16 protein-coding genes are annotated in these 18,768 nt (G+C 64.9%); 5 read left to right on the top strand and 11 right to left on the bottom strand.

Going from position 1 to position 18,768, the window contains the following annotated elements:
- Positions 1–20: 20 nt before the first annotated feature.
- From kdpB to YP76_RS19690, 3 genes are read right to left on the bottom strand one after another with little or no spacing between them, the layout of a single operon-like run.
- Complete coding sequence (gene kdpB / locus YP76_RS19680) at positions 21–2,051, bottom strand: potassium-transporting ATPase subunit KdpB (RefSeq protein WP_046765258.1); 2,031 nt, start codon at positions 2,049–2,051, stop codon at positions 21–23.
- Between the two features lie 12 nt (positions 2,052–2,063).
- Positions 2,064–3,767: a potassium-transporting ATPase subunit KdpA gene (kdpA, locus tag YP76_RS19685; RefSeq protein ID WP_046765259.1), complete on the bottom strand. Its 1,704-nt coding sequence runs from the start codon at positions 3,765–3,767 to the stop codon at positions 2,064–2,066.
- Between the two features lie 13 nt (positions 3,768–3,780).
- Positions 3,781–3,870, bottom strand: coding sequence for a potassium-transporting ATPase subunit F (locus tag YP76_RS19690; RefSeq protein ID WP_046765260.1), 90 nt, complete (start codon positions 3,868–3,870; stop codon positions 3,781–3,783).
- A gap of 413 nt (positions 3,871–4,283) precedes the next feature.
- Here YP76_RS19690 and YP76_RS19695 point away from each other — a divergent pair, with 413 nt between their 5' ends.
- Together YP76_RS19695 and YP76_RS19700 are read left to right on the top strand one after the other, a co-directional pair.
- Positions 4,284–5,348 (top strand): type III polyketide synthase, encoded by a 1,065-nt coding sequence (locus YP76_RS19695; protein WP_046765261.1) that lies wholly within the window; start codon positions 4,284–4,286, stop codon positions 5,346–5,348.
- A complete protein-coding gene (locus YP76_RS19700) occupies positions 5,348–6,505 on the top strand; it encodes an NAD(P)/FAD-dependent oxidoreductase (RefSeq protein ID WP_046765262.1) in 1,158 nt (385 codons plus the stop codon). Before YP76_RS19695 ends, YP76_RS19700 begins: the two co-directional genes overlap by 1 nt.
- Here the strand turns inward: YP76_RS19700 and YP76_RS19705 are convergent.
- Positions 6,435–7,133 (bottom strand): methyltransferase domain-containing protein, encoded by a 699-nt coding sequence (locus YP76_RS19705; RefSeq protein WP_046765263.1) that lies wholly within the window; start codon positions 7,131–7,133, stop codon positions 6,435–6,437. The genes YP76_RS19700 and YP76_RS19705 overlap by 71 nt on opposite strands.
- A gap of 59 nt (positions 7,134–7,192) precedes the next feature.
- Here YP76_RS19705 and YP76_RS19710 point away from each other — a divergent pair, with 59 nt between their 5' ends.
- Complete coding sequence (locus tag YP76_RS19710) at positions 7,193–7,594, top strand: DUF2147 domain-containing protein (RefSeq protein ID WP_046765264.1); 402 nt, start codon at positions 7,193–7,195, stop codon at positions 7,592–7,594.
- Here YP76_RS19710 and YP76_RS19715 read toward each other — a convergent pair.
- The 5 genes from YP76_RS19715 to YP76_RS19735 form a co-directional block, all read right to left on the bottom strand.
- Positions 7,591–8,430: a class I SAM-dependent methyltransferase gene (locus tag YP76_RS19715; protein ID WP_046765265.1), complete on the bottom strand. Its 840-nt coding sequence runs from the start codon at positions 8,428–8,430 to the stop codon at positions 7,591–7,593. The genes YP76_RS19710 and YP76_RS19715 overlap by 4 nt on opposite strands.
- Positions 8,431–8,475: 45 nt before the next feature.
- Entirely contained in the window at positions 8,476–9,762 is a 1,287-nt protein-coding gene (locus YP76_RS19720; protein WP_046765266.1) for an HD-GYP domain-containing protein, read from the bottom strand.
- 136 nt (positions 9,763–9,898) lie between these two features.
- On the bottom strand, positions 9,899–11,347 hold the full coding sequence (locus YP76_RS19725) for an efflux transporter outer membrane subunit (RefSeq protein ID WP_046765267.1): 1,449 nt from the start codon (positions 11,345–11,347) through the stop codon (positions 9,899–9,901).
- Between the two features lie 11 nt (positions 11,348–11,358).
- Positions 11,359–12,912, bottom strand: a complete 1,554-nt coding sequence (locus YP76_RS19730) for a DHA2 family efflux MFS transporter permease subunit (RefSeq protein WP_046765268.1) — start codon at positions 12,910–12,912, stop codon at positions 11,359–11,361.
- The gene (locus YP76_RS19735; protein ID WP_408640454.1) at positions 12,909–14,075 is read right to left on the bottom strand and encodes an HlyD family secretion protein; all 1,167 of its coding nucleotides are present in this window, start codon (positions 14,073–14,075) and stop codon (positions 12,909–12,911) included. Before YP76_RS19735 ends, YP76_RS19730 begins: the two co-directional genes overlap by 4 nt.
- Before the next feature lie 76 nt (positions 14,076–14,151).
- Here YP76_RS19735 and YP76_RS19740 point away from each other — a divergent pair, with 76 nt between their 5' ends.
- Positions 14,152–14,583: a MarR family winged helix-turn-helix transcriptional regulator gene (locus YP76_RS19740; RefSeq protein WP_046765270.1), complete on the top strand. Its 432-nt coding sequence runs from the start codon at positions 14,152–14,154 to the stop codon at positions 14,581–14,583.
- A gap of 242 nt (positions 14,584–14,825) precedes the next feature.
- Here YP76_RS19740 and ilvD read toward each other — a convergent pair whose 3' ends face one another.
- Positions 14,826–16,679, bottom strand: coding sequence for a dihydroxy-acid dehydratase (ilvD, locus tag YP76_RS19750; protein WP_046765272.1), 1,854 nt, complete (start codon positions 16,677–16,679; stop codon positions 14,826–14,828).
- A 104-nt stretch (positions 16,680–16,783) separates the two neighbouring features.
- Between ilvD and YP76_RS19755 the strand changes: the two genes are divergently transcribed.
- On the top strand, positions 16,784–17,689 hold the full coding sequence (locus YP76_RS19755; RefSeq protein ID WP_046765348.1) for a LysR family transcriptional regulator: 906 nt from the start codon (positions 16,784–16,786) through the stop codon (positions 17,687–17,689).
- A gap of 3 nt (positions 17,690–17,692) precedes the next feature.
- Here the strand turns inward: YP76_RS19755 and YP76_RS19760 are convergent, their stop codons facing one another.
- Positions 17,693–18,490, bottom strand: a complete 798-nt coding sequence (locus tag YP76_RS19760) for a DUF2189 domain-containing protein (protein WP_046765273.1) — start codon at positions 18,488–18,490, stop codon at positions 17,693–17,695.
- Positions 18,491–18,768 lie beyond the last annotated feature (278 nt).

The raw sequence follows: 18,768 nt of genomic DNA on the forward strand, positions 1-18,768 counted from the left end.
CGTCATGCCCTTTGTCTGTTTTAGGCCAAGCCCAAGCCATTCACGGCCAGGTCTATGATCTTGATCCCGGCGAACGGCGCCACCAGCCCGCCCAGCCCGTAAATGGCGAGGTTTCGTGCCAGCAGCGGCCCGGCGCCGATCGGCCGGTAGGTGACGCCTCGCAGCGCCAGCGGCACCAGGCAGGGGATGATCAGCGCGTTGAAGATGATGGCGGACAGGATCGCGCTCTGCGGACTGGCGAGGCCCATGACGTTGAGTATCTTCAGCCCCGGATAGAGCGCTACGAACATGGCCGGTATGATCGCGAAATATTTGGCGACGTCATTGGCGACCGAAAAGGTGGTGAGCGCGCCGCGGGTCATCAGCAACTGCTTGCCCAGCCCCACCACCTCGATCAGCTTGGTGGGATCGCTGTCGAGATCGACCATGTTCCCCGCCTCGCGCGCCGCCTGCGTGCCGGTGTTCATCGCGACGCCCACGTCCGCCTGTGCCAGGGCGGGCGCGTCGTTGGTGCCGTCGCCGCACATGGCCACCAGACGCCCGCCCTGCTGCTCCTTGCGGATCAGGCCCAATTTGTCCTCCGGGGTCGCCTGGGCCAGGAAATCGTCGACTCCCGCCTCGGCCGCGATGGAGGCGGCGGTCAATGGATTGTCGCCGGTGATCATCACCGTGCGAATCCCCATTCGCCGCAATTCTCCGAAACGTTCACGGATTCCGGCCTTGACGATATCCTTGAGGAATATCGCGCCGAGCAGCCTGCCATCCTTCGCCACGGCCAGCGGCGTGCCGCCGGCGCGGGCGATCTCGTCCGTGATGCGGCGCAGTTCCTGCGTCGGTGCTTCCTTGTCGAGGCCGGGATTGGCGCGCAATATGCTGTCCACCGCGCCTTTCTGGATGATGCCGCCGTTCCATTGCACGCCGGAGATGCGGGTCTGGGCGGTGAAGGGGATGACTCCCGCGCCTTCGGGCAAAGCGGTCGCGGTCCGGCCGAATGTCTCGCGGGCCAGCAGGACGATGGATCGGCCCTCCGGCGTTTCGTCGGCCAGGCTGGCGAGCAATGCCGCTTCAGCCAGCTCGGCCTGCGACGTGGTGCCGACGGGACGGAACTCCGTCGCCTGGCGATCGCCCACCGTGATGGTGCCGGTCTTGTCGAGCAACAGCGTGTCGATGTCGCCCGCCGCCTCCACGGCCCGACCCGATTTCGCCAGCACGTTGAAGCGTACCAGCCGGTCCATCCCCGCGATGCCGATGGCCGAAAGCAATGCTGCGATGGTGGTCGGGATCAGCGTGATCAGCAGTGCGGCAAGGATCGCCACGGGCACGCTGCCGCCCGCATAGCTGGCAAAGCCTGGAATGGTGCCCACCGCGATGAGGAAGATGATGGTGAGGCCGACCAGCAGCAGGGTCAGAGCGATCTCATTGGGCGTCTTCTGTCGCTCCGCACCCTCGACCAGCGCGATCATGCGGTCGAGGAAACCCTGCCCCGGATTGACCGTCACCCGCACCCGGATCTGGTCGGAGATGACGCGCGTGCCCGCCGTCACCGCCGAACGGTCGCCTCCGGCCTCGCGGATCACCGGCGCGGATTCGCCGGTGATGGCGGCTTCGTTGACCGAGGCGACGCCCGCGACGACATCCCCATCGGAAGGGATGAGATCGCCGGTTTCGACCAGCACCACGTCTCCCATTTTGAGCGCGCTGGCGGGCACCGTCTCGAAGCTGTCGCCCTTCAGCCGCTTGGCGGACAACTCGGCTTTGGTGGCGCGCAGCGAGGCGGCCTGCGCCTTGCCACGTCCTTCGGCCAGCGCCTCGGCAAAGGTGCCGAACAGCACCGTCAGCCAGAGCCAGACCACCAGTTGCAGCTTGAAGCCGATTGCGAGTTGGTCCTGTCCGACCGCGAGCAGCACAGTCAGCAATGTCGCGACGACGGCGGTGGTGAACATCACCGGATTGCGGATCAGTTCGCGCGGATCGAGTTTGCGGAAGGCGTCGCCGATCGCGGGAACGATCAGGTCGGCGGTGAAGAGCGATTTCCGAGTGGATCGGGCCATGTGCAGTGATCCTTAGAAAAGCTGGCCACTGATCATCGCGAGATGATCGGCGATAGGACCAAGGGCGAGGCTGGGCAGGAAGGTGAGGCCGCCGATGATCAGCACGATGCCGACCAGCAGGCCCGTCCAGAGCGGCCCTGTGGTGGGGAAGCTACCCGCGGTTTCAGGGGTGTATTTCTTCGCCGCCAGGCTGCCCGCGATCGCCAGCATCGGAATGATGATGAAGAACCGCCCGATCCACATCGCGACGCCCAGCATCCCGTTGTAGAAGGGGGTGTTGGCGGTCAGCCCCGCGAAGGCGGAGCCGTTATTGCCGACGCCGGAGGTGAAGGCGTAGAGGATTTCGCTGAACCCATGCGGCCCCTTGTTGAGCGGGCCTGCCAACCCTGCGGGCAGGACCGAGGCGATGGCGGTGAAGCCCAATATGATGAGCGGCAGCACGGCGATCGCCAGCACGGCGAGCTTGACCTCGCGGCTCTCGATCTTCTTGCCGACATATTCGGGCGTGCGTCCGACCATCAGCCCCGCGACGAACACTGCGAGGATAGCGAACAGCAGGAAGCCGTATATGCCCGCGCCCACGCCGCCGACCACGACCTCGCCCAGCTGGATGTTGATGAGCGGGATCATGCCGCCCAGCGCGGTGAAGCTGTCATGCATGGCGTTGACCGCGCCGCAGCTCGCCGCCGTGGTGACGACCGAGAACAGGGCAGAGGCGGCGATGCCGAAACGGACTTCCTTCCCTTCCATATTGCCGCCGGCGACGCCCAGATGGTGGAGGACGGGGTTGCCCGCCGCCTCCTGCCAGTAGGTCATGGTGACGCCGATCAGGAAGATGGTGAGCATCGCCGCCAGGATCGCCCAGCCCTGGCGGACATTGCCGACCGCCTTGCCGAAGCAATATGTCAACCCGAAGCCTATCAGGAAGATCGACAGCATCTGCACGAAATTGGTGAGCGCGGTCGGGTTCTCGAACGGATGGGCGCTGTTGGCGTTGAAGAAGCCGCCGCCATTGGTGCCCAGCATCTTGATCGCTTCCTGGGAGGCGACCGGGCCGAGCGCAAGGGTCTGCTTCGCCCCCTCCAGTGTGGTGAGGTCGACCGATCCCGCCAGCGTCTGCGGCACGCCGCTGGCGATCAGGAACAGCGCATAGACGATGCAGACCGGCAGCAGCAGATAGAGCGTCACTCGCGTCATGTCGGCCCAGAAATTGCCGATGCCGGTCGTGCTGCGCCGGGCGAAGCCGCGGAACAGCGCGAAGGCGAGCGCGATGCCGGTCGCGGCGGACAGGAAATTATGGATCGTCAGCGCCAGCATCTGGCTCAGGTTCGACAGGGTCGATTCCCCGGCATAGCTCTGCCAATTGGTGTTGGTGGTGAAGCTGACCGCCGTGTTGAAGGCGAGATGCTCGCCGACCGCGCCATAGCCGAGCGGATTGAGCGGCAGCAGTCCCTGCATCCGCAGCAGGGCATAGGTGAGCAGCAGCAGAGCGGCGTTGAAGACAAGCATGTGGACGGCATAGCGGCGCCATCCCTGCTCCTCCTCCGGGTCGACGCCGGAAAGGCGGTAGAAGCCCCGCTCGACCGGAGCGAGCACGGCATGAAGCGGCGTTCGCCGCCCTTCATAGAGCGCGAACAGCCAGAGGCCGACGGGCTTGACGAGAACCAGCAACAGGCCGGTGAAAGCCGCGATCAGCAGCCATCCTTGAAAGGTCATGGATCAGCCTTTTCTAAAATCGTTCTGGCCGCGCGAGCACGGCGACCAGATAAAGGAGAAGGCCAAGCGCAGTCAGAGCGGCGAGCCAGAGATCGATGGTCATAGCGGCCAGCCTCCTCAAGCCCGGTCGCACAGGGCGACATAGCTGAAGCTAGCCACCAACAGGATAAGGATCAGGCCGATCCAGAGAATGTCCTGCATGCAAAAACTCCCGCAGGCGTGGGTGTCGCGCGGGATGCGGGACGCTTCGTCTGCCGCCCGTCAATTAGAGCAGTGGGTCGTTTGAATTCGAGAGAGGGAGAAAGGGCAGGGCATAGTATTTGCGTATGAAACAGGATTTCTGGCCTGGAATTGGCTTGGAAAATGAATCCGAACCCGCCGAATAATCGCGTAAGTTCCATATCCCCCTTGAACCATTTGCGCTTGCCAAGGCACTGAAACTCCACGAGCCAGTGGCTGGAAGGATCATTGCCCTGTCATGAGGCGTTTCCGGGAAATAGGAGATAAGTCGACCCGATGACCGACGTCCGCGCCTGCATCAATGCCATCGGCTGCGCCGTCCCCGCGCAGGACATGCATGCTTCCTTCATCCAATGGGCAGGCCGGCAGTTGGACAACCCGCGCGAAAGGCAGCTTTTCCTGCGCATGGCGGAGCGATCCGGCATCGATCATCGCTGGTGCGTCCTGCCGCCGACAGCGGAGGGGGGATCGCCGGTCGATCCGGGCGGTTTCTATAGTGGGGCGATGCCGCCGACCTCGCTGCGGATGCGGTGCTACGCCGACCATGCGCCGGCCCTGGCGCTGGAAGCGGTCGCAAGACTGAAGGAGAAGGTGGCGGTCGAGCGGATCAGCCATCTGGTCGTGGCGAGTTGCACCGGCTTCGTCGCGCCAGGAATAGATCAGATCATTGCGCAACGGCTGGGGCTGCAGGGGGTCGAGCGGACGTTGGTGGGGTTCATGGGCTGCTATGCGGCGGTCGCAGCCCTGCGCACGGCACGGCATATCGTCCGGTCGGAACCGGAGGCGCGGGTGCTGGTGGTGACGGTCGAGCTGTCGTCGCTCCATTTCCAGCCGGAACGACAGATAGAGCGGTTGCTGATGATGCTCCAGTTCGCGGATGGCGCCGCGGCAGCCCTGGTGACGGCGGAAGGCAGCGGAATCGCGATCGACCGGCCCTTTTCCTTCAATTTGACAGATTCGGCGGAACTGATCCGATGGGAAATCGGTGACAGCGGCTTTGTAATGCATTTGTCGGGCGAGGTGCCGGGGCGCATTCAGACGGCACTGGGCGTCCCCGCGATCCGCCGGGCGATGTGGGGCAGCGATGATCCCGCGGAAATCCAGGATTGGGCGGTGCATGCGGGCGGGCGCTCCATCCTGGATGCGGTGGAGCATGGGCTGGGGCTCGGGAATGATGCGCTCGCATCCTCGCGAAGCGTCCTAGCACGATTCGGCAACATGTCCTCCTCCACACTGATGTTCATTCTGGGGGACAGGCTGGGGCATGCGCGGCAGGGCGTGGCGTTGGCGTTCGGACCGGGCCTGGCGGCAGAGGGATTCCGGTTCGAAGGAATGGGATGATGCATGGCAAGGGCCCCTCGACTGTGCCGGTGCTGATCGTCGGCGGCGGGCCGGCCGGCGCGGCGGCCGCGATCACGCTCGCGCGCGGGGGCGTGGAGGCGTATCTGGTCGATCGGCATGCCGGGCCGCATGACGGCGTCTGCGGTGGCTTTCTGGGTTGGGATGCGCTGGCGGAGTTGCGGGATCTGGGCGTGGATGCCTTCGCCTTGGGCGCGCGGCCGGTGGGGTATCTGCGGCTGTTTGCCGGTGGGCATCGTGTCGAATTCGCGCTTCCCTATCGTGCGGCAGGTCTGTCGCGCCGGGTGCTGGATGAGGCACTGATCGGGTTGGCGGGGAAGGCCGGGGCGGTTCTCCTGCGCGGCAGGACGGTGCGCGCGGCCGATCCGGTTCGCCGGTCCATCCGCTTCGACGATGGTGAAGAATGGAGCGGCGCGGCCTTGTTGCTGGCGACCGGCAAGCATGAGTTGAGGGGTCTTGCGCGCGACCTTCACGGGCGCAAGGAAACCCCTTCCGCCGGGCTTCGGGCACAATTGCCGGTCGATGCGAGCCGTTCGCGTGATCTGGCCGGTACGATCGAACTGCATCTGTTCGACCGGGGCTATGCGGGGCTGCTGTTGCAGGAGGACGGCACGACCAATTTGTGCCTTGCCGTCGCGCACGAACGCTTGGCAGCGGGCGTGGTGGGGTTGATGAAGGAGATCATGGTGGAGGCGCCCCGTCTCGCCGAGCGGATGAAGGGTGCAATCCCGCCGCATTTCGATGCGATCGCCGGTGTGCCCTATGGCTGGCGAACGGGCACGACGTCTCCCGGCATCTTTCGTATCGGGGACCAGGGTGCGGTGATCGCCTCGCTGGCGGGCGACGGCATCGCCATGGCGCTGAACAGCGGCGTGAGCGCGGCGCAGGCTTTGCTCGATCACGGGCCGGAAGCGGCGGCCGACTGGCAAAGGCGGATGCATCGCCGGAATTTTCGTCCGGTGGCCGTGGCGGAGGCTCTGCGCCATGGCGCGAAGGGGACTGTGGGCCGCGACGTGCTGATGCGGTTGCTGCGCTGGATGCCGGCGCTGGGCGTGCAGGCCGCGCAGCTTACCCGCATATCCGCTCGACGCACAGGCGGAAGGAAAAGCGGCGCACGATCCGCACCTGGTCCAGGCTGATGCCCGCTTGCGGCAACAATACCGCCCAGTCGCCGGCGCGGAAGGCGCGGGCGATGGAGAGCTGGCCATCCTCACGCACGATCCGATGGACGCGCAGCAGCCGTGCGAGCAGCGGGAAGCCCCAATGAGCGAAACCATGCCGATGCAGGTCGCAGATCAGCCAGCCCATGCGCGCGTTCGCCTCCATATGGTGCAGGAAGGTCATCAGTTGCGCGTCCGTCATGTGATGCGTCACCTGACTGGAGATGATGAAATCGAACCGCTCCGGCTGGTCGAGATAGTCCCCGGCGCGATAGTCGATCCGAAGGTCCGGTGGGGTCGCATGGCGGGCCGCGGCGAGGCTCTTCTCATTGAGGTCGACCCCGATCAGTTCGGCCTCGATCCCGCGCTTTCTGGCCCAGCGGGCGACGGCGCGGAGGATGTCGCCATCGCCGAAACCCACGTCGAGCAGGCGAAATCGCCGGGCCGAACCGACGGCGCGGTTGAGAAAGGCGATGGTCGGCCATGCGGTGAACGTCCAGCGGTTGACCCTGGCGAGGTCGTGCAGCACGCGCTCATAGACGGCCGGGTCGAGGTCCGGCGCATCCATCTGTTCTGCCTGTCGGGACCGGATCGAAAGGTCGGCCATGATACCCTCTCTTCTACCCTTTCCTCATAGCATATTCCGCTACGCGAAGAGGTGATGCCATGGGATATTTTTCCGCATTTCTGTTTCTTGTCGCCGGGACGCCGATGCCGGGCGTCGAGGGCTTTTGGTTGACCGACGACCGAAAGGGCGTGGTGCAGATCGCGCCCTGCGGCGAGCATATTTGCGGGCGGATCGTGCGCGTGCTGGACAAAGGACCCGGCGTACCCGCCACCGACATCAACAATCCCGATCCGCACTTGCGTGGGCAGCCGATCGTGGGTCTCCTCACCCTGTCGGGTTTCAATCGGGACGGCGCGGTCTGGAAGGGCGGGCGAGCCTATGATCCCCAATCGGGACGGAGCTATCGCGCGACATTGGGGCTCAATCCGGACGGGTCGCTCAAGGTGACGGGGTGCGTGCTTTTCATCTGCCAATCGCGGCGCTGGACGCGGGCACGCTAAGCTTTGACCCAGACGAAGATGCCATAACGCATCGCCCCTGTACGCAGCGCGAGGATCAGGCGCGGCAGGCTGAGGATGAAGTCGCGATTGCGGATGCCGGGACTGAGCGCCAGTCGCCGCAGGTCGGCGTCGCTGAACAGGCTTCGGGCGAAGCGCCGCAGGCAGATCGTCCAGGTACGGCGAACGCGGATGCTGGCATCCTCATAATCGAGCAAGGCAAGGCCGGCATCGGTGGCGAGCTTTTCATAATCGGCGCGACTGCCCATGCTCGGAAGCCGTCCCTCACGGCAAATGGGTTCGAGTAGATGCCGGATTTCCCATGGGCGAAGCTTTTCGCCCTCCAGCCAGGCGCAGACGACCAGCCGCCCGCCCGGACGCAATATGCGGGCCGCTTCGCGGAAGAAACGCGGCTTGTCGACCATATGTTCGGAGCTTTCGATCGCATAGGCACTGTCGAAGCTCGCTCCGGGCAGGTCGTTGTGCAGCCAGTCTCGCCGAAGGCAGGTGAAATGCGGGGATGGGCGGGCGTTGGCGATCTTTTCTTGCGCGGCGGAGAGGGTCAGGCCGACAATGGCGACATCATGCCGGGCCGCGATGCGAATGGCAGTGGCGCCGTAGCCGCACCCTATGTCGCACAGCGTCTGGCCGGGTGCCAGCGCCAGCCGCGCCTCGACTTGCGCGACCAGGGCGTCGGTCGCCTCTGCCGGACTTTCGCGGCCGGTTCGCCAATAACCATGATGCACATGCTCGCCCCAGATCCGCCGATAGGCAAGATCGAGTTCGTCATAATGCACCGCGACGGCCGCCGCGGTCTGGGGAACCTTCGGCACGATCATGCGGATTGTATCTACCTGCGGGGGCTGTTCGGCAAGGCCGCCCGTTCAACCTGCCGCCGCCAGCAATTTGGCGCTGAGCGTGGGCCATTCCGCCATATCCCAGCCCTCGGGTGTCTCGCGTGTGATGATCTGGTCCGCGCCGAAGCAATGGGCGAGGTCGATATCTTCCGCCTTCAGGAAGCTGCGGTCGTTCAGTGAATAGAAGGGACGGACCACGGGCAGTGTCAGATCGTCCCTATTCTGTTCGACGACGATGGCAAGACGATGCGAACGCAGCCGCACCAGCGACCCGATGGGATAGATGCCCACGGCCTGTTGGAACGCATGGAAGATTTCAGGATCGTAAAGCGTCTGCGCCTCGTCCAGCATCAACAGGGCACGGGAGGGGTCTTCGCCATGGCGGTGGATGCGGTTGGAGGTCATCGCGTCATAGGTGTCGCAGATCGCCGCCATGCGTGCGAACAGGCCGATCTCCTCACCCTTCAGGCCATGGGGATAGCCGCTGCCGTCCAGCCGTTCGTGATGATGCAGGCACACGTCCAGCACGGCATCGGGCATCTCCCCGCCCAGTGCCAGAAATTGATGCGCCAATGTGGTGTGGCTCTTCACCACCTCCCATTCCTCGGGGGTCAGCGGGCTGTCCTTGTCCCAGGTTTCCTGCGGCACATGGCCCATGCCCACGTCCATCAGCAATCCGGCAAGGCCGGCCTGCTGCACTTCCTCTGCCGAGAGGCGAAGCTGCTGGGCCAGGCTGATCATCAGCGCGCAAACCGACAATGCGTGGAGATAGAGATATTCGCTGCTGTTCTTGAGGCGCGTCACCGCCATGAAGGCATGGGGATTGCGCTGGATGGAGCTGGAAATCTCATCGATCATCGGCTCCAGCTTCTTGAGCTTGATGGCGTTGCCCAGGCGCGAATCGTCGAAAATCTTCTGCATCGCGCGTACCGACTTGCGGGCGAGGCGGTTGGCGTGGACCATTTCGGCCTTGGTCGACAGCCTTTCCTTCGATAGCGGATCGAAGGGACGGCTGGCCGGAGCGGGAGCAGCGCGCCGCGCGATGGTCGCGCCGGCCCGGCCGAAGGGACGGTCGCGCTGATCCAGGGTCGCCACGGCGCGCGGTGGCGGCGGCATGTCCTTCGGCTTCACGTCCGCGCCGCGCGATATGTCGATCTGGACCCATTCGACCTTGCTGGCCTTCAGCGTCGCCAGCTGCTCGGCATCGTCCAGCAATATCTTGCTCTTCCAGAAGGGATGGGAAAACCATGACCCTTCCAGCTTGTGGAGAAACATGCCCAGCTCGACATCCTGGGTACGGATTCTTTTCAACATTGGTGCGCCCCGGCTAGAGCGCGCCGCGCGCCCTAGTTTTTTGATGTCGCATCGTTTTTTTTTGCGCAAAACCGGTTCCCGCTTTTGCGCACGATGCCGTGGATCGCCATTTCGCCGGGAACGCCTTGCGAAAATGTTAACGCGGCCCTTCCCAACCGAGGCCGAGTGCCTTTTGCAGCGCGATATAGCCGGCCGTCATCGCGCTCGTGCCCTGGACGAGTGCCTGGCCGGCTGCGATGCTCTGGCGCTCTGCATCGAGAAGCTGGATGCGCGTCGCGGTGCCCGCTTCGAAACGCTGACGCATCAGCGCAGCGCTGCGGTCCGCCGAACCCCTGGACCGGGCGGCGCTGGCGACGTTCAGCCGTTGGGCACCGAAGCGGGCAAGGGCGTCTTCGCTGTCGCGCAGGGCATTGAGGATGGACTGGCGATATTGGGCGGCGGCTTCGTCCTGCTTCCCCTCCGCCTGCTCCACGCGGGCGGCATTGCGGCCGAAATCGAGGAAGCTCCAGCTCAGGCGCGGCATGGCGATCGTAGCCAGCTTGCCGAAATCGAACAGATCTCCCGCCCGGGTGCCACCGATGCCGATCAGCCCCATGAAACTGATGCTGGGAAAGCGTGCGGCCTGTGCGACGCCGATCTTCGCTGTGGCCGCGGCATATTGCCGCTCCGCCGAACGGACGTCCGGTCGCCGCTTGAGCAGGTCCGCCGGATCACCGACGGCAACATGGGAGGGGGGCAGGGGGACGGCTGCCGTCTCTCCCAGCATATCGTCGAGCGCGCCGGGCGCTTCCCCGGCCAATGTGGCCAATGCGTTGAGATAGGCCTGGCGTTCGGCATTCAGCGGCAGGATGGCGGCCTCCGCCAGTTCCAGCTGATGGCGTTGCTGCTCCAGTTCAAGGGCGGAAGCGGTGCCCCGTTCCTGGCGCTGCTGGGTCAGGCGCAGCATTTCGCGCTGCCGGGCGGCGCTGTCCTGCGCCAGAGCCATGCGCTGCTGCCGGTCGCGCAGATCGACATAGGCCTGCGCGATTTCCGCGGTCAGACTGACCTGCGCGTCTGCGACATTGGCCTGCGCCGCGTCGAGTTGCGCCCGCGCCGCCTCCTCGCCGCGCCGCTTGCCGCCCCACAGGTCTGCTTCCCAACTGGCGTCGAAACCCAGATTGTAGAGGTTGAGCGACTGGCTGTCATTGCCGGACTGATCGCTCCCGCCGGAACTGTCACCGTTCGAACTGCCTAAATCGACCCCCGGCAGGGTTGCGTGGACATAGAGGGCGGAGGCATTGGCGCTGGGCAAGGCATTGGCCCGTTCCGAACGCAGGGATGCGCGAGCCTGCCTGACCCGCGCCTCGGCCACCGCAACGCCGGGATTGGCGGCGAGCGCGCGGGTTTCGAGCGCGTCCAGCACAGGGTCGCCCAGGGTCGTCCACCACGCCGCGGCCGCGGGCGCTTGCGCGCTGACGCCTTCCGCTGTCCGGACGAACTGCGCTCCGGGGCTGACCGCCTTGGCGGTTTCCGGCCCACGATAGTCTGGTCCGGCGGTGCAGGCGGCAAGCGCGACAAGGGGAAGGGCGGACAGAAGGGAACGCATGAAAGACAGCCTTAGTGCATGGCAATCGCTTGCCCCTTGGGCAAGGGACGCAGGAACAGGACCAGCGGTATGACGGCGATGATGCCGACCGCCAGCATCGTGAAAATATCATTGTAGGTCATGACCAGCGCCTCTCGCTGGATCGTGCCCGCCACCGTGCGCAGGGCCGCGTCATGGCTGCCCATCGCATGGCCGAGGCTGCCGATATAATCCTGAACCTGACCGCTGTTCGCGCTCAGGCTTTCCTCCATGCGGCGGCTGTGGAACCAGGTCCTTTGGTCCTGGATGGTGGCGATGCCCGCCAGCGCCAGCGATCCGCCCAGGTTGCGGACCGCGTTGAAAAGGCCGGCGGCGTCGCCCGCATCCTCGCGGGGGACCGCGGCAATGGCGGCCTGGTTGAGGAAAAGGAAGCCGAACACGCTGCCGACGCCGCGCAGCAGTTGCGATTCGATGAAATCATGGCCGACCGCCTGATTGGTCAGAACCGTGTCGATCCAGCAACTGGTCGCCATGACCGTCAGGCCGAGGCCGACCGCGATCCGGATGTCGAGATGCCGGATCAGCAATGGCGTCAAGGGCATCAGCATCAGGCTGGGAATGCCCGACAGCAGGACGATCCGGCCCGACTGCAACGCGTCATAGCCGGCGATGGCGGCCAGGAACTGGGGGATGACGAAGGCCGTGCCATAGAGCATCATGCCGATCACCAGCCCCATGGCCGCCACCGCGCCGAATTGCCGATCCAGCAGCAGCTTCAGCCGGATGACCGGCCGTTTCGCGACCAACTGGCCAGCGAACAGCAGGATGAAGCCGATCGCCGAGACGATCGACATCATGACGATTTCCCGGCTCTGGAACCATTGTTCGCGCTGCCCCTCCTCCAGGACGATGGTGAGGCCGCCGAGCCCAAGCGCCATGCCGGCAATGCCCAGCCAGTCGGCCTGCCAGAATTCGCTGGGCTGCGGCTTTTGGGACGGCATCGTCACCAACAGCAGGGTGATCAATATGATGCCGACCGGCAGGTTGAGGAAAAAGGCATAATGCCAACTGATATTTTCCGTCAGCCATCCGCCCACGAGCGGCCCCAGCACCGGGCCGAGGATCGCGGTGACGCCGAACAGCGCATTGCCGATCGGCTGCTGCGAACGGGGCAGGCGGGTGGCGATGATCGTCATCGCCGTGGGGATCAGCGCGCCGCCGGTAAAACCCTGGCCGACACGTCCGATCACCATGGTCGTCAGGTCGTTCGCCACACCGCACAGCATGGAAAAGCCCGTGAACAGAAAGGCGGCGGCCAACAGCAGGGTCCGCAATCCCAACAGCCGTTCCAGCCAGGCCGCCAGGGGGATGATGATGATTTCCGCGACCAGATAGGATGTGGCGATCCAGGTTCCCTCCGTGCCGCTGGCGCCGATTTCACCCTGGATCGTGGGCAGGGCTGAATTGACGATGGAAATATCCAGTGTCGCCATCATCGCGCCCAGGCTGCCCGCCGCGACTGCCAGCCATGCGGCGGCGTCGGCGCGTTCGGGCACCGGCGCGACCTGTGGAGCGGCGGTGGTCATTGGCCGGTCCGCGCGTTGTGCCGCTCCTGCTCCCGGCGGATCTGTGCGGTGGCGTCCTTGGCCGAGCGCGTGTCCACCGACACCTCGACCGACATGCCGGGAACCAGCAGCTTGCGGGTTTCGGGGCCTGCGCTGACAGCGATCCGAACGGGGATGCGCTGGACGATCTTGGTGAAGTTGCCGGTGGCGTTTTGCGGCGGCAGAACCGAAAATTGGGCGCCGGTGCCGGGCGCGATACTCGCCACCCGGCCGGGCAGTTCCATGCCCGGCAACGCGTCCACTTCGATTTTCACTGGTTGGCCGACGCGCATCAGGCCCATTTGCGTTTCCTTGAAATTCGCCTCAACATAAAGGCTGGCCTTGGGGACCAGCGTCATCAGGCGGGTCGCTGCCTGCACGAACTGACCTTGCCGCACGCTCCTGTCACCGATCCGGCCATCGGCGGCGGCACGCAATATGGTTGCCTCCACATCGGTATTGGCGGCGGACAGTTGGGCGCGGGCGGCCTCACCCTGTGCCTGCGCCTGCCGGACCTGTGCTTCCAGCGTGGCGACCCGCTTTTGCGCGCTGGTCAGCGTCGCCTGCGCGGCGGCGGCCCTGGACCGAGCCTGCGTAGCCTGATTTTGCAGCTCGGACAGGTGTTCGCGGGTTTCCGCGCCGCTGGCCGCCAGCGGACGATAACGTTCCACCTGGCTGGCCGCAAAGGCGGCATTGGCATTGGAGGCGTTCAACTCCGCCGCTGCCTGGACGATGGCGGCGCGCTGCTCTGCAATCTGGGCGGTGACGCCGGCGGCGCTGGCCTTGGCGACGTCGATCTGCGCCAGCGACTGGGCTGCCTGCGCCCGGTAGTCGCGCGGGTCGATCTGGACCAGCGGCTGGCCCATCTTCACATCCTGGTTCTCGTCCACGAAAACGCGGTCGACATAGCCGGAAACCTTGGGCGCGACGGTGATCGAATCGGCCTGGATATAGGCGTCGTTGGTCGATTCCTGATATCGGCCGAAACTTTCGAAGCGGATGAACCACAACACGCCAACGACGATCAGAGCCAACCCCACCAGCAGCAGGATCAGGCGGGCGCGGGGGCTCTTGAGCGGAGAGAAGGGGCGCTGGCCCGAATCGTCGGCGGATGCGCAGGGGGAAACCATTGTCTCTGAATTCATGAAGGAACCCGTTAATTGATCCTGGCCCTATGCTCGCTCTTGCAGTATTGTGCAATACCATTTATTGAGGGCCCTCATGAATGTCTCCGACGAAGAACTGCTGACGGACTTGTTCCGCACCATCGCGTTGATGCGCAAATCTTTCGACCGGGCGATGACGGAGCAGGGCGCGTCGCTGGCCCAGACGAAGGTGCTGATGTGCATCAAGGCTCGGTCGGGAAATGCGCGGGCCGTCGACATAGCCGAAATCATGGGCGTGGCGCCGCGAACCGCGACGGAGGCGCTTGACGGTCTGGAACGCGATGGGTTGATCAGGCGGATCCCGGACAAGGAGGACAGGCGGGTCAAACGGCTGACCCTCACACCCGCCGGAGAAGCCGCGGTCGCCGTGGCGGAACCTTTGCGTCGCCAACTCATGACGAAGCTATTGGCTAATCTGAACCCGTCGGAGCGGCTGAATTTCCATGCTGCGCTGCAAAAATTACTGGAAGGGCTGGCGGACGCCTGACTTTTTTGATTCGCGCGATCTTCTCTGTTATCATCGCCCGGTCGACCAGCTTAAGTCTGGCGGCAGGGGAGAGTGTGATGGAGCGTATGCATTACAGCATGTGCCAATGCAGTGTAGGACTGCTGGCCCTGTGCAGCGCGTCGGCCCTGACGCTGACCGGTATGCTTTACATCCTGCTCAACTGATCCCGCCCCGGCGCGTGATCGAAGGGGCGCGCCCTGTGCGCCGCGCCCCCTTGAAGTTCAATCCTTCTCGATCTGGCTGACGTCGCGCACCGCGCCGCGCGCCGCATTGGTGGTGAGCGCCGCATAGGCGCGCAGCGCGGGCGAAACATTGCGCTTGCGGCCGAAGGGCTTCCAGGCCTTGGCGCCCCGCGCCTCCATTTCCGCCTTGCGCTCCGCGATGACGGCGTCGTCCACGGCCAAACTGATAACGCGGTTCGGGATGTCGATCAGGATCGGATCGCCGGTTGCGACCAGCGCGATCAGCCCGCCCTCCGCCGCTTCGGGCGAGACATGGCCGATCGACAGGCCCGACGTGCCGCCGGAGAAACGCCCGTCGGTGATGAGCGCGCAGGCCTTGCCCAGCCCCTTCGACTTCAGATAGCTGGTCGGATAGAGCATTTCCTGCATGCCCGGCCCACCCTTGGGCCCTTCATAACGGATGACGACCACGTCGCCCGCCTTCACTTCATTGCCCAATATGCCCGCGACCGCCGCGTCCTGGCTTTCATAGACGCGGGCCGTGCCGTGGAAGGTCAGGATGGATTCGTCGACGCCCGCCGTCTTCACGATGCAGCCTTCGGGTGCGATATTGCCGAACAGCACCGCGAGGCCGCCATCCTTGGAGAAGGGGTGCTCCGCGCTGCGGATGACACCCGTTTCGCGGTCCGTGTCCAATTCCTTCCAGCGGTTCGACTGGCTGAAGGCGACCGTCGTGCGCACGCCGCCGGGCGCCGCCTTGAAGAAATCCTGCACCGCCGCGCTGTTGGTGCGGCTGATGTCCCAGCGATTGAGCGCTTCGCCCATGGTCGCGCTGTGGACGGTCGGCAGGCTTGCGTCGATCAGGCCCGCCCGGTCGAGCTGGCCCAGTATCGCCATGATGCCGCCGGCGCGGTGGACATCCTCCATATGCACGTCCTGCTTGGCGGGCGCGACCTTGCAGAGGCAGGGGACCCTGCGAGACAGCCGGTCGATATCGGCCATGGTGAAATCGACCCCGCCCTCATAGGCGGCGGCCAGTAGGTGCAGCACCGTGTTGGTCGATCCGCCCATGGCGATGTCGAGGCTCATGGCATTTTCGAACGCCGCGAAGCTGGCGATGGAGCGGGGCAGGACGGCGGCGTCCTCCTGCTCGTACCAGCGCTTGGCGAGGTCGACGATGGTGCGCCCGGCCTCGAGGAACAGCTTCTCGCGGTCGCTATGGGTGGCCAGCGTCGATCCGTTGCCGGGCAGGGACAGGCCCAGTGCTTCGGTCAGGCAGTTCATGGAGTTCGCCGTGAACATGCCTGAACAGGAACCGCAGGTGGGACAGGCCGACCGCTCGATGACCTTCACTTCCTCGTCGGTATAGCTTTCGTCGGCGGCAGCGACCATGGCATCGACCAGATCGAGCGCGATGGTCTGGCCATGAATGTCGGCCTTGCCCGCTTCCATCGGCCCGCCGGACACGAAGATGGCGGGGATGTTGAGGCGCATCGCGGCCATCAGCATGCCGGGCGTGATCTTGTCGCAGTTGGAGATGCAGACCAGCGCGTCGGCCGTGTGGGCGTTCACCATATATTCGACGCTGTCGGCGATCAGATCGCGGCTGGGCAGCGAATAGAGCATGCCATCATGGCCCATGGCGATGCCGTCGTCGACCGCGATGGTGTTGAATTCCTTGGCGACGCCGCCCGCCGCCTCGATTTCCCGCGCAACGAGCTGGCCCAAATCCTTCAGATGCACGTGCCCCGGCACGAACTGGGTGAAGCTGTTGGCGATGGCGATGATCGGCTTGCCGAAATCCTCGTCCTTCATGCCGGTGGCGCGCCACAGGCCGCGTGCGCCGGCCATGTTGCGGCCATGGGTGCTGGTGCGTGAACGATAATGGGGCATGGATCGCTTTCCTCGGATTCCTCTCCGCCCGCCTCTACGCTTTTTCGTACAGGTTGTGAAATATATTGGAATGGCGTAACAAAGTCGTGTGGTGAATGATTGATATGGATCTGCGGCAACTCAACCATTTCCTCGCCGTGGCGGAGGAACTGCATTTCGGGCGCGCGGCGGAACGGCTTGGTATGACGCAACCGCCGCTCAGCCAATCGATCATGGCGCTGGAGCGGGAGTTGGGCGCGCCGCTCTTTGCCCGGACAAAGCGCCATGTCGCGCTGACCCCCTTCGGCGCGCAATGGCTGGAGCATGTCCGCCCGGCGGTGGGCGCGATCGGCGCCTTGCCGGCCACCGCGCAGCGTCTGAGGAAAGGGACGGCAGGGCGGCTGGCCTTGTCCTTCGTCAGTTCCGCCGACTACAGCATCCTGCCTGCGCTGGTTCGCCGTTATTCGACCGCCTTTCCCGAGGTGGAGATGACCCTGGCGGAGGCGACCAGCGACGTGCAGATCGAGGCGCTGGTCGAGGGCGGGATCGATGCAGGGATCATGATCCCGCCCGCTTCCGCGTTGCCCTCGCTGATCGAATATCGGCCCTTGCTGCGGGAACCGCTGGTGGCTGCGGTGCCGCAACTTTGGGTGGAGGAGGGGCGGCTTGCCCTTGAGCAGGGGAAGCTGGCCGGCGAAAGCTGGCTGGACGAGCCTCTGTTGCTCTTTCCCCGCCATGTCTCGCCAACCTTCCACGACCTCGTCCTCGACCATTATCGGGCGAAGGGGCGCCAGCCGCTGATCCGCCAGCGCGCGATCCAGATGCAGACGATCATCAGCCTCGTCTCGGCGGAAATGGGATTGGCGTTGGTGCCCGCCTCGCTCCGGAACCTGGCGCGGACGGGCGTTCGCTACCTGCCGCTGGCCGATGCGGCGCCGGTTCTGGAAACCGGGCTGGCCTGGCGCCGCGCCGACGAGGCGCCGACCCTGCGTTCGCTGATCGGCATAGCCCTCGACATGGCCGAGGGCTGACCCTTACCGCACCACAGCGCGGGTATAGAGATGCCAGGTGGCATAGCCCAGCACGGGCAGCACCACGGCAAGGCCTACGAGCGCCGGAAGCGCGCCCACGAACAGCATCGCCACGACGATCAGGCCCCAGGCCGCCACCGTCACCGGATTGTGCCAGGCCACGCGGAAGGATGTGCGCAGCGCCACGCCCCAACTGACCGGCTTGTCCACCACCATCGGGAAGGAAACGACGCTGGCCGCCAGCGTGGCGACGGCGAAGCAGAAGCCGACCAGATTGCCCAGCACGATCATCTGCCACCCTTCGGAGGTGTTGAACGTCGCCGACAGGAAAGCGCCCACCGACGATGTCGAACCCGGCACATTTTCCAGCGTCACATGGTAGATCAGCCAGGCCATCGCCATCCAGCCGATGAACAGCATCGCCGTGACGCAGGTCAGGTCGAACACCGCCGACGTTCCCGGTTTGCGCACGACATCCAGGAAATGGCGCCAGCGGGAATCCAGCCCATCTTCGCGCCGCCGCGCCAGTTCGTAGAAGCCGCTGGCAAAGGCCGGACCCAGCAGCACCGATCCGGCGACCAGCGGGAAGACCAGCGGCATGATCGACATCCGGCTGGCGGACAGGATCGCGAGCAGGACGATCACCGGATAGATGAAGCCGATGAAGACGAGATCGCCGCGCTTGGCGAGGAAATCGTCCCAGCCCTGCCTGAGCGCGATCCGTAGATCGTCGAAGCCGAGGGTGCGAATGGCAATATCCTCGCGGGCGGGTGTGGCATGGGACGGATGGGCAATAGCCATGGTTCGCTCTCCTGGCCGAACACCATGACACGCCTTCGCTCTTTTTTCAGTCCTCTGTCGGGACATGCCCGTCTTTTTGGAAAGGCGGGCATCTCTCGGCATGAGGGGGCGCCTCATGGCCAATGGCGGCACCTTACACCGGGATTGCGGGGCTTGCCAGCCATTTGATGCTGCGGGCGAGGCTGCCGGGCGATCCATGACGGGTTGGCTGTCGTTGGGGAAAGGCCAGGGCCGATCGATATGGGAACGAAGCATGCGCTTTTGCGCCACTCGTCAGT

This window comes from Sphingobium chungbukense, from assembly GCF_001005725.1.
Taxonomy (GTDB): Bacteria; Pseudomonadota; Alphaproteobacteria; order Sphingomonadales; family Sphingomonadaceae; genus Sphingobium; species Sphingobium chungbukense.